A 12,745-nucleotide genomic window follows, 5' to 3' on the forward strand; every position below is an offset into this window, starting at 1 on the left:
AAGCATGTTGTCTTACAGACGACAATCTCCATGGATCTCAACCTCATCCGGCTTTTCGTCGGCATCGTCGAGGCAGGCAGCATGAGCGAGGCGGCGCGGCGCCTGGGTATCACGCGCTCGCACGTGAGCCGCCGGGTGCAGGCGCTGGAGCGCGATCTCGGCAGCCAGTTGATCCGCCGCACCACGCGCCGCATCGATCTCACGGCCGACGGCCAGACTTTGTACGAACATGCCCAGCGCATGCTGCAGGAACTCGAGCAGGCGCGCGCCAAGCTGCACGAGGCGCATGGCGCGCCGCGCGGGCATGTCCGCGTGAGCCTGCCCACCGGCCTGGCGGCCATCGGCCTGTCCGCCGCGCTGGCGGAGTTTGTCCGTGCCCAGCCAGGGCTCACCCTGCGGCTGCTGTTGTCCAACCGTGTGGCCGACCTGGTGGACGCGGAGATCGACGTGGCCGTGCGCGTGCTCGCCGAGCCGCCCGCGGATGCCGTCGTGCGGCATCGCCAGCCCGTGCGCTGGCGCCTGTGCTGCACGCCGGCCTATCTGCAGCGGGTCGGCGGCATCCAGGCGCCCGAGGATCTCGCGCGCTGCGCGGTGATCTGGCTGCCCGCCGTCAGGCGGGCGCGCGAACTGGCCTTGCGCCGCGACGGCAGGCGCTGGACCGTGCCGCTGCGGCCCGTGCTGGAATCCGAGGATTTTCCGGTGCAGGCGCAGGCCATGCGCTCCGGGCTGGGCGTGGCCTTGCTGCCCTCGTATCTGCTGGCGGACGATCTGGCGCAGGGGCGCATCGTCACCGTGCTCGACGACTATCTGCCGGATCACGCCGGCGACCTGCTGTGCGTGCTGACCACGCGCAACCCGTATCCCAGCACGGCGATACGCGCGGTCGTGGACTACCTGCGCGAGTGGCTGGACGCATTGCCGGCGATCGAGCCGGCGGGCAGGCCGGCATGAGCGCTCCCGCCCGGCCGCCCGAAGGGGACGCTCCCTCGCGCGGGAAGCACGTCGCGCAGCGACAGGACGGGACGCCGGCAAGAGGGCCGGCCCCCACGCTCGTCACCCCGCGCCTGTGCCTGCGTCCCTGGCGCGACGCCGACCTCGCGCCCTTTGCCGCCCTCAACGCCGACGCGCGCGTCATGCGCTACTTCCCGGCACCGCTCGCCCGCGCCGAGAGCGACGCCCTGGCCGCGCGCATCCGCGGCCGGCTGGCGAACTCGCTCTTCGGTTTGTGGGCCGTCGAGATCCCCGGCGTCTGCGGCTTCGCCGGGTTCACCGGCTTGTGCGTACCTGCGTTCGACGCCCCGTTCACGCCCTGCGTGGAGATCGCCTGGCGGCTGGCGCGGGCGTACTGGGGGCAGGGCTACGCCACCGAGGCGGCGCGGGCGGCGCTGGCCTACGGCCTGGACACGCTAGGGCTGGACGAGATCGTCGCCTTCACGGCCCGCGTGAACACGCCTTCGATCGCCGTGATGGAGCGCATCGGCATGCAGCGCGACGTCGGCGGCGACTTCCTGCACCCCGCGCTGGCGCCTGAGCACAGGCTCGCGCGGCATGTGCTGTATCGGGCGCGGGGCGGGCGCCACGACAGCGGCCGCGCCTAGCCTGCGGCCCGAGGCCGGGCCGGTGCCGGCCGGCTTCAGGGGGCGAGGCGACCTTTGAGCAGCGGCTGCGCCAACGCCAGGAACTGCCTGGGCGCCATCTCCACGGCCTGGTGCTTCTGGCCCGCGAGCACATGGGTAGTGACGGCAGGCAAGTGCGCCGCCAGGAACTGCGCCACCGCATGAAAGGGGGGAGTGGAGTCCGCGCCGACGATCAGGTCCAGCGGCGCCTGCCGGTCCCGCAGCAGGCCGGTGGGCGCCGGCCCGAGGGCGTGGACCGCGGCGAGCTCGCGCGCGATGGTGGGCACCACGCGCAGGCGGCCTTCCCAGTCGGGCCAGTGGCGCGCCACCTCCAGGGCCACCGGCGGCAGCCCGAGCACGTCGGTGAGAAAGATGCCGAGCGCGCGTTCGAGGTCGCCTGCGTCGCTGGCGGCCTGGATGCGCTCGATCAGCGCCAGGTCCGCCATGTAGCCGATCGGCGGCTCGTAGAGCACCAGCGGACCCGCATGGCCGGCCAGGCCGCAGCCGCCCAGCGCGCAGATGGCGCCGAAGGAGTGGGCGAGCACGGCGGCGTCGCGCCCCAGCGCCTGAACGACGGCGGCGATGTCCTCGAACTCGCGCTCGATGGCGTAGGGCCCTGGACCGTCCGCGCTGGCGCCGCGGCCGCGGCGGTCCAGCGCATACACGCGATAGTCGCGCGTGAGCGCCGGTATGACGGGATTCCAGTGGCTGCGCTGGGCGTTGGTACCGTGCACGAGCAGCAAGGGCGGCCCGTCGGTGCCGTGGCGCTGGGCGCCCAGCCGCGTACCGTCGGCGCTAGTGAAGTGAAGAAGATCCGGGGTATTCATGGATGCTGGATGAGGCCGATCGGCGGCCCGCGCCGTTGCGCGGTGTGCAGGTGCCGGCACGCGGCCGGCAGGACGGGGCGCGCGAGCGCGTATCGGCGCGTTCGCCTGGCCGGCCATGCGGTTCGCCCGTAGGCTCGGTGCACGCAGCCGGCCAGCCAGGCAGGGTGAATGCGCACCGCGAATGACAACACACTCGGCTACCCCGGGCAAGGATGCCGTCGGCGCAACGGACGGCTTTCTTGCCCCTACACTTGGGCCCAACGGCGCGTACGGGATCGCGCCGGCGTGGAGCAGGTGAGGAAAATGAAGGACGATCGGTTGCTGGAGATGCGGGTCTTTCGCGCAGTCGTCGAGCACGGGGGTTTCACGGCCGCAGCGAGAGTGCTGGACGTGAGTCAGCCTTTCGTCAGCCAGATCATCAGTGCCCTGGAGCGCCGGCTGGGCGTGACGCTGCTGCATCGTTCGACACGCACGCACAGGCTTACGCCCGAGGGCGAGCAGTTCCTGGCACAGTCGATCCGGCTGCTCGAGGACCTGGAGCAGATGGAACTGCAGATTCGCTCGCCGGTGCCTGTGGGTGAGCTGCGCGTCAGCGCGCCCATGGCATTCGGCATGGACCAGGTCGTGCCTGCCATGCCGGAGTTCATGGCGCGCTACCCGCAGGTGGCGCTGTATCTCTCGTTGTCGGACAGCATGGTGAACCTGCTGCGTGACAACTTCGATGTGGCCATCCGGATGGGGAGGTTGCAGGATTCGTCGCTGATCACCCGCAAGCTGTGCGACTTGCAACGGGTGGTCGTTGCCGCGCCTTCCTACATCGCGCGTCAGGGACAGCCGGTGACGCCGCAAGGCTTGGCCCAGCACAAGTGCCTGCTCTGGGCAGGCCCGCTGGATCATCTGAACCGCTGGCCCTTCATGGAGAAGGGCCGCCGACGCGAGCTGACGGTCAGTGGCGACTTTCGCAGTGTGGACGGTTCGTCGCTGTTCCAGATGTGCGTGGCGGGCATGGGCATCATGCGCCTGGCCGAGCACCTGGCGATCCCGGCGATCCGCCGCGGCGAGTTGGTCTTGCTCTTGAAGGACTACCAGGCACGCGACGACACGGCCATCCACGTGCTGTACCAGCGCGAGCGCCAACTGGTGCCGCGCATCCGCGCCTACGTCGACTACCTGGTCGATGTGTTTCGTGAGCCGCCTTGGCTGTCGTCGGGGCCGTCGGAGAGATCGGCGACGTTCTATCGCCACACGTAATAAATGTCATTGATCTCCGGGGATAGTTCGCCCGGCGCGCGAACTATAGGATGCCGTCTCAGACCAATTTCTATCAGGATGCAGCCCATGGAAGAGACCGTCCTGGCGCCCGAGCGGCCCGTGCACAATCCCGCCGGGAAAGGGACCGGCCGGGTGTCGATCTACCAGCCCGAACAGGCCGGATTGATATTTCCCGAGATCCCGACATTCAACACCCACGCGGAAGAACGCCAGCATCGCAAGGAGCGTCTGGTCGCGGCCTGCCGGGCTTTTGCGCAGCATGGCTTCGACTACGGGTTTGCGGGCCATCTGACGGTGCGCGACCCGGAGTTTCCGCAGTTGTACTGGACCAACCCGATGTGCGTGCACTTCTCGCAGGTGAAGGTCTCCAACCTGATCCTTGCCGATCACGAGGGCAGGGTGGTCGAGGGCGACTACGCCTTGAACCGTGCGGGCTTCGTATTGCACGCTGCGGTGCACGAGGCCCATCCGGACATCGTGGCAATGTGCCATGCGCACACGGTGTATGGCACCGCCTTTGCCACGCTCGGCCGTCCGCTCGAACCGATCTCTCAGGATGCCGCCGCGTTCTTCGAGGACCATGTGGTCATCAAGAGCGAGGCCGGGCAAGTCGCCGTCGAGAAGGCCGCGGGGCCCAAGGTGGCGGACTGGTTCAAGGGCGTGAAGGCCGCGATCCACCAGAACCACGGGTTGTTGACCGCAAGCCGGCACAGCATCGAGTCGGCCGCCTTCTGGTTCATTGCTCTGGAGCGTTGCTGCCAGCAGCAACTGGCGGTCGAGGCCACCGGCAGGCAGCCGGTGCTGGTCTCGCCGGAGCGCTCGCGCTACAGCCGCGAACACGTGGGCAGCGAGTACATCGGCTGGCTGCACTTCCAGGCGATCTTCGACCAACTGATGGCCACCCAACCCGACATGTTCGATTGAACGCGCTTGGCGGGCGCGGCCTGTCAGGGCTGCGCCTGTCCGCCGCGTAGGCTTTGACAGAAACGCCCCGTCCGGTGCCGCTAGCTGCGCCCGGTGCAAAAGATCATTCCACGGGGCGGCGAGGAGACATCTATGCATAGGGCGATACGCGCCTACTTCGGTGCGCTCAAGGCGATCCTGGTGGTCAGCCTTGGACTGATGGTGGTGCTGGTGTTCGGCAACGTACTACTGCGCTACCTGTTCAACGCAGGCATCACGGTGGCCGACGAGCTGTCCCGGTTCTGTTTTGTGCTGGTGACTTTCCTCGGCGCGATATTGACCATACGCGAGCGCGCGCATCTGGGCGTGGACAGCGTGGTCAAACGCCTGTCGCCGGCAGGCCGAAGGGTCTGTTTCGGCGTGGCGCAGGTCCTGATGATGATTCCCATTGCGCTGTTCCTGCAGGGTAGCTGGGAGCAGATGCAGATCAACATGTCGGTACGTTCGCCCGTCATCGGCTATTCGATGGGCCTGTTCTACGGCATCGGCGTCGTTTTCTCGGTGTCCGTGTTGTTGATCCTGGCCAGTGTGCTGTGGCGCTTTCTCGCCGGTCGCCTGGACGAGAAGGCTCTGGCACCGGCAACCGAGGCGAGCGCCGCGCAAGGCACGCTCCAGCCGCCGCTGGCGGGGGCGGGTGGCGTCATCGGCATGGCCGGCAAGGAGCGCGCATGACCATCGGCCTCTTTCTGGGAACCTTGCTGGGCACGATGGCCATCGGCGTGCCGATCGCCTTCGCCCTGCTGCTGTGCGCTGTGGCGCTCATGTGGCATCTGGACTTGTTCGACGCTCAGATCATTGCCCAGAACATCCTGAACGGCGCGGACAGCTTCGCCTTGATGGCGGTGCCGTTCTTCCTGCTTGCGGGCGAGATCATGAACGCGGGCGGCCTGTCCAAGCGCATCGTGCGCATCGCGCTGGCTCTGGTGGGCCATATCCGCGGCGGCCTGGGCTACGTCACCATCATGGCCGGCTGTGTGCTGGCTGCCCTGTCCGGTTCGGCGGTGGCCGACGCGGCCGCGCTCGCGGCGCTGATGGTGCCGATGATGACGCGAGCCGGGCACGACAAGCCGACCTCGGCCGGTCTCGTGGCGGCCGCAAGCTGCATCGCGCCCGTCATCCCGCCTTCGATCGGGTTGATCGTGTTCGGCGTGGCGGGCGGCGTGTCGATCACCAAGCTCTTTCTGGCCGGGATCGTGCCCGGGCTGATGCTCGGTCTGGCCCTGGCCGCGGCCTGGTGGTTCGTCGTTCGCAATTCCGAAGATCAGATGCAGACGCAGGCGCGGGTGGGCGCCCGCGAGCGCCTGCGCGCGCTGGCCGAGGGGTTCTGGGCGCTCATGCTGCCCGTCATCATCATCGTCGGTCTGCGCATGGGGGTCTTCACGCCGACCGAAGCGGCGGTCGTCGCCGCAGTGTATTCGCTCTTCGTCGCGGTCTGCATCTACCGCGAGCTGGCGATCAAGGACCTTTATGCGATCTTCCTCGATACGGCGCGGGCAACGTCGATCGTGATGTTCCTGATCGCGGCGGCCCTGGTGGTGGCCTGGCTCGTGAACATTGCGGACCTGCCGGGCATGGTGGTGGACCTGGTCGAGCCCTTCATGGACCATCCCACCTTGCTGATGCTGGCGATCATGCTCCTGATCGTGGCGATCTGCACTTGCATGGACATGATTCCGGCAATCCTCATCCTCACGCCCGTGCTGATTCCCGTGATCAAGGAAGCGGGCATCGATCCGGTCTACTTCGGTGTGCTCTTCATCCTGAACTGCAGCATCAGCCTGATCACCCCGCCCGTGGGCAGCGTGCTCAACGTTGTTGCGGGTTCGTCCAAGACGAGCATCGAAGCGCTGGTGAAGGGCGTCTGGCCCTTTCTGCTCGCCATGCTCTGCGTGCTGTTCCTGCTCGTGCTGTTCCCGTCGCTGGTGATGGTGCCGGCGAACTGGTTCTCGCGCTGATCGACAACGAAGAAGGCGGCACCGCGGTCGGGCGGCGCTCCTTCCCACCATTCTGTTCACCCAAGGGAGACAATCATGAAGAAATGGATTCAACACGTGCTGCTGGCCGCCGCGGCACCGGCGCTCATGGCATGGTCCGGCGTCGGCCACGCCGAGGAGGTCCGGGCACGCACGTTCAAGTTCGCCTACGTGCAGCCCAAGGACAGCCACATGGGCCATGGCGTCGAACGCTTCGCGGAACTGGTGGCCGAAAAGAGCGGCGGCAAGATGAAAGTGCGCGGCTACCCCGGCGGCAGCCTGGGCGGCGATCTGCAGACGGTCTCCGCCCTGCAGGGCGGTACGGTGGAGCTGACGACGCTGCCGCCCGGGCTGCTGGTGGGCATGGATAAGCAGTTCGGCATCTTCGATCTGCCCTTCCTGTTTGACAACGCGGCACAGGCCGATGCCGTGCTGGACGGGCCCGCGGGCCAGACCATGATGCAGCGCCTGCCCAAGGGCCTGATCGGTCTCGCCTACTGGGACCATGGCTTTCGCAACGTCTCCAACAGCCGGCACCCGATTGCATCGGCCGATGATTTCAACGGGTTGAAGCTGCGCTCCCTGCAAGCGCCGCTCATGATCGACACCTTCAACGCGCTGGGCGCGAACGCCATCGCCATGTCGTTCACCGAGCTGTTCACGGCCATGGAAACCCGTGCGGTGGATGGACAGGACAATCCCATCGTGGCGTTCGAGACGAACAACTTCGGCGAAGTGCAGAAGCACTTGTCGCACACCCGCCACGTCTACAACCCGCTGGTCGTGCTGATGAGCGAGCGCGCCTGGGACCGGCTCAACGACGCCGAGCGGACCATTCTGCGACAGGCCGCGGAAGAAACCCGCGCCGAGCAGCGCAAGGTCTCGCGCGAGATGGAGGTGCAGGCGATCGAGCGGCTGCAGAGGCAGGGCGTGGTCGTGACCGACATCACCCCCGAAGCGCGCGCCGGCATGCGCGACAAGGTGCAGGCGGTGACGGACAAGTACGTGCGGGAACTCGACCCGCAGCTCGTCGCCACGTTCAAGACCGCCATCGCCGGGGCGAATTGACCGCGGGCCGACGTGCAGGCCTCGCGCACCTCGCGGCCTGCATGCCGCCCGGATTCGCCAGGCGCGGGACAGTTCGCTGGGGCTGTCCCGTATCCGGGCCCATCCTTCAGGACCAGGTCGACTAGCGGTAGAAGCCGGAAGGCGACACGCCGAAATGCCGGCGGAACATGGCGGCGAACGCGCTGGCACTGGCGTAGCCGCAGTCGAAGGCGACATCGATGATCTTGCCGCCCTCGGCGATCCTGCGCAGCGCATGCAGCAGTCTGGCCTGTTCGCGCCATTGCGCAAACGTCATGCCGGTTTCCTTGACGAACAGGCGGTGCAGCGTCCGCTCGCCTACATGGACTGCGGCTGCCCACTGTGCCGCGCTGGAGGCGTCCGCGGGTTTTGCGATCAAGCTGTCGCAGAGTGCCCTCAGGCGTTCATCCCGCGGCATCGGCAGGTGCAGCGGCAGCGTGCTCGAGACCCGGATCTCGTCGATGAGCAGGTCCATGAGGCGAGCGTCCCGTCCCGTCGGTTCCCGCGTCGGCGAGATGCGGACGGCTTCGACGAGAAGTTCGCGCAGCAAGGGAGATACATTGATGACACAACTCTCCTTGGGCAACGCTTCTACTTTTTCAACGTCGATGTAGGCCGTGCGCATCAAGACGTCGCCGGACATGGTGACGGTATGCAGCAAGCCGGTGATCATCCATAGCGCGCGATTGGGCGGCACGACCCAGGAGCCCGCCTCGGTGTGCGCGATCATGACACCCTCGGTCGCGTACAGAAGCTGCCCCTTGGGATGGGAATGCCAGCCCGTCGACGTACCCGCCGGCCATCGGTTCTCCATGACGACGAGCGGGCGAGGCAGGTTGTCGTACTGCTTGTGCTTGTGCGAGGGGTGCGGCGTCATGGCAGAAACTCTACAGACAATGGCAGGTCGGCGAGAGACAGCCATTTTGGCGCAAATTACCTTTGGGCTTCCCGTGCGAGCCGGCGTGCGTCCATCCGCGTGCCAGCCGCCGTTCCAGCCTCGAATGCTCTTGCCATGACGTCCCGCACCGCAATCGCCGAAACAACCGCCGAGATAAGCGCCCAGGCAACCGCCGCAGCGCACGCCGCGCCAGCCAGTGCAGCACCGACATCGGGCTTTCTTCTGCCCATCGTGGGAGGTGCCGCGCTCGCCCACCTGCTCAACGACATGATCCAGGCCATGCTGCCCGCGGTCTTTCCCATGCTCAAGACGGGTTTCGCGCTGAGCTTCGGGCAGATCGGAGTCATCGCGCTGGTCTACCAGGTCACGGCGTCGCTGCTCCAGCCGTGGATCGGGCTATACACCGACAAACATCCTAAACCGTACTTGTTGCCCTCGGGCATGGTGATGACGCTGATCGGCATCGGGCTGCTGGCGACGGCAGACAGCTATGCGATGCTGCTGGTCGCGGCCGCCGTCGTCGGCGTCGGCTCGGCCACCTTCCACCCGGAAGCCTCGCGTATCGCGCGGCTGGCCTCGGGTGGGCGGTTCGGCACCGCGCAATCCACCTTCCAGGTGGGCGGCAACACGGGCAGCGCGATCGGACCACTGCTCACCGCCGCCATCGTCATACCCTACGGCCAGCGCGCCATCGCCTGGTTCATGTTCGTCGCCCTGGCTGCCATTTTCGTCTTGTACCGCCTGACCCGCTGGGTGCTGCACAATGGCTCGGCCAAAGCCAAGGGGCTTGCCCGGCGCCATGGCGAAGGCCTGGACCGCCGTCGCGTGATTCGGGCCGTGCTCGTCATCTGCGTGCTGATGTTCGCGAAGTTCGTCTACATCGCCTCGTTCACGAACTACTTCACCTTCTATCTCATCGAGCGCTTCGACCTGAGCGTGCGACAAAGCCAGCTATTCCTGTTCATGTTCCTCGCCGCGGTCGCGGCCGGCACCTTCGCCGGCGGGCCCGTGGGCGATCGCATCGGCCGCAAGGCCGTCATCTGGATCTCGTTCCTGGGTGTTGCGCCCTTCGCGCTCGCGCTGCCCTACGCCGGACTGGCCTGGACGGCCGCTCTCGCCATCGCCATCGGGTTGGTCATGTCCTCGGCCTTTGCCGCGCTCGTGGTCTATGCCCAGGAGGCCGTGCCGGGCCGGGTCGGCATGGTGTCGGGCTTGATGTTCGGGCTCATGTTCGGCATCGGTGGCATCGGCGCTGCCGCCCTGGGCGACCTGGCCGACACTCACGGCATCGTCTGGGTGTACGGGATGACCTCGTTCCTCCCGCTGCTCGGCTTGGCCACGGCGTTCCTGCCCGAGACCGGGAGGAAATGATGGGTAGCGACTGACCGGCCGCGGGCCGCAGCCCGGTCAGCGCAGATTGGGCGGCGCGGCGGCGATGTCGTCCACCGCAGCATCGCCGGCCGCGTGGTGCATGCCGGCGCCCATGGCCATGGCGCCGCCGCCCGCACCGCCGCCACCGCCGCCACCACCACCCCCGCGGCCGCCGCCGGCGCCGCCGTCACGCCTGCCACCGCCTGCGCCGCCAGCGCCGCCAGGGCGCAGCGGCCCCTGGCGGGGGATCAGCACAGCGTCGGGAATGGGTTCCAGGTCCAGCGCGGCGCGGATGAACCGGCGCAGCGACACCACCAGCTCGGCGGTCTCCACGCTGCGGCCGGCGACCATGTCCTGGGCCGCGCGGGCGGCCAGCCCGACCTGCTCCTCGGTGCCGAGCAGGATCACGTCCGACAGCGCGGCTTCGACCGCGTCGCGGATGCGGCGCTGGCGCTCGGAGCTGGACAGCGCCGCCGGGGTTTGCGCCGGCACCGCCGCTACGCCGTCCTCGTCGGCCGGCGTGCCGGCGGGCTCCGGCACACCGGGCAGCGCCTCGCTCAGGTCGCGCATGTGCGTGGGGCTGACCTGCAGACGGCCGGTGAACGAGCCGCCCAGCGTCTTGTAGGCGGCGATCAGCGTCTTCAGGCGTTCGTTGATCTGCCGGTTCTCGCGTTCGCGCCGGCGCTGCATGACCTGCATGAAGACCAGCCGGATGCCCACCATGACCAGCGAGGCGAGCAGCAGCCCGATCAGGGTGGAGAAGAGGGAAGGCAGGGAGCTGAAGTCGATGAGGTTGCGCATGGGGACGGGCGGGCTCTGGGGCCGGGGCGTTGAGAACGATGATACGACGGCGGCGAGCATCCTCGCGCCCGCCGCCGGCAGGCGGGGCAGGCAAAGCAAGAAAGTGCCCCCTACGCTTGCCGCTGACGCGGCGACGCTGCCCTGTTGGTACGGCTAGGCGGCAAAAAAAGCCGCCAGGGCTTGCACCCTGGCGGCTTTGCACTGCGGTCGCGTACCGGGTGCGGAGCACCCGGCGGGGCAGAGGGCAGGACTTAGAAGTCCATGCCGCCCATGCCACCCATGCCGCCCATACCACCCGGGGGCATGCCGCCACCGGCGGCCGGCTTGTCTTCGACCAGCTCGGCCACGGCAGCTTCCGTGGTCAGCAGCAGGCTGGCGACCGACGCGGCGTTCTGCAGCGCGGTGCGGGTGACCTTGGTCGGGTCCAGCACGCCTTGCTCGACCAGATCGCCGTACTCGCCCGTGGCGGCGTTGTAGCCGTAGTTGCCGGTGCCGCCGGCCACGTTGTTGACCACGACGCTGGCTTCGTCGCCGGCGTTCGAGACGATGGTGCGCAGGGGCTCTTCGACGGCGCGCAGGATCAGCTTGATGCCGGCTTCCTGATCGGCGTTGTCGCCCTTGACCTGGGTGATCGCAGCCTTGGCGCGGATCAGGGCCACGCCGCCGCCGGCGACGATGCCTTCTTCAACGGCGGCACGGGTGGCGTGCAGCGCATCTTCGACGCGGGCCTTCTTTTCCTTCATTTCGACTTCGGTGGCAGCACCGACGCGGATCACGGCAACACCGCCGGCCAGCTTGGCCACGCGCTCTTGCAGCTTCTCGCGGTCGTAGTCGGAGGTGGCTTCCTCGATCTGCACGCGGATCTGCTTGACGCGGGCTTCGATGGCCTTGCCGTCGCCGGCGCCGTCGATGATCGTGGTGTTTTCCTTGGCGACTTCGATGCGCTTGGCCTGGCCCAGCTCGGCCAGGGAAGCCTTCTCGAGCGACAGGCCGGTCTCTTCCGAGATCACGGTGCCGCCGGTCAGGATGGCGATGTCTTCGAGCATGGCCTTGCGGCGGTCGCCGAAGCCCGGGGCCTTGACGGCGGTGGTCTTGAGGATGCCACGGATGTTGTTGACCACCAGGGTGGCCAGGGCTTCGCCCTCGACGTCTTCGGCGATGATCAGCAGCGGGCGGCTGGCCTTGGCGACTTGCTCGAGCACGGGCAGCAGGTCACGGATGTTGCTGATCTTCTTGTCGTGGATCAGGACGAACGGGTCTTCCAGAACGGCGACCTGCTTGTCCGGGTTGTTGATGAAGTAGGGCGACAGGTAGCCGCGGTCGAACTGCATGCCTTCGACGACGTCCAGTTCGTTGTCCAGCGACTTGCCGTCTTCGACGGTGATGACGCCTTCCTTGCCGACCTTGTCCATCGCATCGGCGATGATCTGGCCGATCGACTTGTCGCTGTTGGCCGAGATCGAGCCGACTTCGGCGATCTGCTTGCTGCTGGTGCAGGGGATCGACAGCTTCTTGAGCTCTTCGGTGGCGGCGAAGACGGCCTTGTCGATGCCGCGCTTGAGGTCCATCGGGTTGATGCCGGCGGCAACGTACTTCATGCCTTCGACGACGATGGACTGGGCCAGCACGGTGGCGGTGGTGGTGCCGTCACCGGCGTTGTCGCTGGTCTTGGAAGCCACTTCCTTGACGAGCTGAGCGCCCATGTTCTCGAACTTGTCCTTCAGTTCGATTTCCTTGGCGACGGACACACCGTCCTTGGTCACGGTCGGGGCGCCGAAGGAGCGCTCGAGCACGACGTTGCGACCCTTGGGGCCGAGGGTGGTCTTGACAGCGTTGGCCAGGACGTTCACGCCGCGAACGATGCGGGCGCGGGCGTCATCGCCGAATTGGACTTGCTTGGCAGCCATGTGGAATTCCTTCTATGAATGGGATGAAAGG

At 67.4% G+C, this 12,745-nt stretch carries 12 protein-coding genes; 8 read left to right on the plus strand and 4 right to left on the minus strand.

All coding sequences use genetic code 11. The features are described 5' to 3' along the window. Positions 1-30 precede the first annotated feature (30 nt). On the plus strand, positions 31-951 hold the full coding sequence (locus tag FOZ76_RS05500; RefSeq protein ID WP_143947135.1) for a LysR family transcriptional regulator: 921 nt from the start codon (positions 31-33) through the stop codon (positions 949-951). Next, positions 948-1,598, plus strand: coding sequence for a GNAT family N-acetyltransferase (locus tag FOZ76_RS05505; RefSeq protein WP_143947136.1), 651 nt, complete (start codon positions 948-950; stop codon positions 1,596-1,598). Before FOZ76_RS05500 ends, FOZ76_RS05505 begins: the two co-directional genes overlap by 4 nt. 35 nt (positions 1,599-1,633) lie before the next feature. Here FOZ76_RS05505 and FOZ76_RS05510 read toward each other — a convergent pair whose 3' ends face one another. Continuing rightward, a complete protein-coding gene (locus FOZ76_RS05510) occupies positions 1,634-2,443 on the minus strand; it encodes an alpha/beta fold hydrolase (protein ID WP_170235303.1) in 810 nt (269 codons plus the stop codon). A 303-nt stretch (positions 2,444-2,746) separates the two neighbouring features. On the opposite strand from FOZ76_RS05510, the gene FOZ76_RS05515 reads away from it, so the two are divergent. The 5 genes from FOZ76_RS05515 (at position 2,747) to FOZ76_RS05535 (ending at position 7,719) form a co-directional block, all read left to right on the plus strand. Continuing rightward, complete coding sequence (locus tag FOZ76_RS05515; protein WP_143947138.1) at positions 2,747-3,694, plus strand: LysR family transcriptional regulator; 948 nt, start codon at positions 2,747-2,749, stop codon at positions 3,692-3,694. 87 nt (positions 3,695-3,781) lie between these two features. Further along, positions 3,782-4,639, plus strand: coding sequence for a class II aldolase/adducin family protein (locus FOZ76_RS05520; protein ID WP_143947139.1), 858 nt, complete (start codon positions 3,782-3,784; stop codon positions 4,637-4,639). A gap of 132 nt (positions 4,640-4,771) precedes the next feature. After that, a complete protein-coding gene (locus FOZ76_RS05525; RefSeq protein WP_143947140.1) occupies positions 4,772-5,350 on the plus strand; it encodes a TRAP transporter small permease in 579 nt (192 codons plus the stop codon). Next, complete coding sequence (locus FOZ76_RS05530) at positions 5,347-6,633, plus strand: TRAP transporter large permease subunit (RefSeq protein ID WP_143947141.1); 1,287 nt, start codon at positions 5,347-5,349, stop codon at positions 6,631-6,633. Before FOZ76_RS05525 ends, FOZ76_RS05530 begins: the two co-directional genes overlap by 4 nt. A 75-nt stretch (positions 6,634-6,708) precedes the next feature. Further along, positions 6,709-7,719 carry a TRAP transporter substrate-binding protein gene (locus tag FOZ76_RS05535; protein WP_143947142.1) on the plus strand — a complete coding sequence of 337 codons (1,011 nt, stop codon included), beginning with the start codon at positions 6,709-6,711 and terminating at the stop codon, positions 7,717-7,719. 121 nt (positions 7,720-7,840) lie between these two features. On the opposite strand, the gene FOZ76_RS05540 is transcribed toward FOZ76_RS05535, so the two are convergent. Continuing rightward, positions 7,841-8,614 carry an AraC family transcriptional regulator gene (locus tag FOZ76_RS05540; RefSeq protein WP_143947143.1) on the minus strand — a complete coding sequence of 258 codons (774 nt, stop codon included), beginning with the start codon at positions 8,612-8,614 and terminating at the stop codon, positions 7,841-7,843. Positions 8,615-8,749: 135 nt separating this feature from the next. Here FOZ76_RS05540 and FOZ76_RS05545 point away from each other — a divergent pair, with 135 nt between their 5' ends. Next, entirely contained in the window at positions 8,750-10,006 is a 1,257-nt protein-coding gene (locus FOZ76_RS05545; RefSeq protein ID WP_143947144.1) for an MFS transporter, read from the plus strand. Positions 10,007-10,042: 36 nt separating this feature from the next. Here FOZ76_RS05545 and FOZ76_RS05550 read toward each other — a convergent pair whose 3' ends face one another. After that, positions 10,043-10,807, minus strand: coding sequence for a hypothetical protein (locus tag FOZ76_RS05550; RefSeq protein ID WP_143947145.1), 765 nt, complete (start codon positions 10,805-10,807; stop codon positions 10,043-10,045). A gap of 251 nt (positions 10,808-11,058) precedes the next feature. Then, positions 11,059-12,714: a chaperonin GroEL gene (groL, locus tag FOZ76_RS05555; RefSeq protein ID WP_143947146.1), complete on the minus strand. Its 1,656-nt coding sequence runs from the start codon at positions 12,712-12,714 to the stop codon at positions 11,059-11,061. Positions 12,715-12,745: the final 31 nt, after the last annotated feature.

Source organism: Verticiella sediminum (genome assembly GCF_007558815.1).
Lineage (GTDB): Bacteria > Pseudomonadota > Gammaproteobacteria > Burkholderiales > Burkholderiaceae_B > Verticiella > Verticiella sediminum.

Excerpts from the sequence above, each read along its gene's own strand:
- FOZ76_RS05500 (WP_143947135.1), top strand. The coding sequence starts at position 31 with ATGGATCTCAACCTCATCCGGCTTTTCGTCGGCATCGTCGAGGCAGGC.
- FOZ76_RS05505 (WP_143947136.1), top strand. The coding sequence starts at position 948 with ATGAGCGCTCCCGCCCGGCCGCCCGAAGGGGACGCTCCCTCGCGCGGG.
- FOZ76_RS05510 (WP_170235303.1), bottom strand. The coding sequence starts at position 2,443 with ATGAATACCCCGGATCTTCTTCACTTCACTAGCGCCGACGGTACGCGG.
- FOZ76_RS05515 (WP_143947138.1), top strand. The coding sequence starts at position 2,747 with ATGAAGGACGATCGGTTGCTGGAGATGCGGGTCTTTCGCGCAGTCGTC.
- FOZ76_RS05520 (WP_143947139.1), top strand. The coding sequence starts at position 3,782 with ATGGAAGAGACCGTCCTGGCGCCCGAGCGGCCCGTGCACAATCCCGCC.
- FOZ76_RS05525 (WP_143947140.1), top strand. The coding sequence starts at position 4,772 with ATGCATAGGGCGATACGCGCCTACTTCGGTGCGCTCAAGGCGATCCTG.
- FOZ76_RS05530 (WP_143947141.1), top strand. The coding sequence starts at position 5,347 with ATGACCATCGGCCTCTTTCTGGGAACCTTGCTGGGCACGATGGCCATC.
- FOZ76_RS05535 (WP_143947142.1), top strand. The coding sequence starts at position 6,709 with ATGAAGAAATGGATTCAACACGTGCTGCTGGCCGCCGCGGCACCGGCG.
- FOZ76_RS05540 (WP_143947143.1), bottom strand. The coding sequence starts at position 8,614 with ATGACGCCGCACCCCTCGCACAAGCACAAGCAGTACGACAACCTGCCT.
- FOZ76_RS05545 (WP_143947144.1), top strand. The coding sequence starts at position 8,750 with ATGACGTCCCGCACCGCAATCGCCGAAACAACCGCCGAGATAAGCGCC.
- FOZ76_RS05550 (WP_143947145.1), bottom strand. The coding sequence starts at position 10,807 with ATGCGCAACCTCATCGACTTCAGCTCCCTGCCTTCCCTCTTCTCCACC.
- groL (WP_143947146.1), bottom strand. The coding sequence starts at position 12,714 with ATGGCTGCCAAGCAAGTCCAATTCGGCGATGACGCCCGCGCCCGCATC.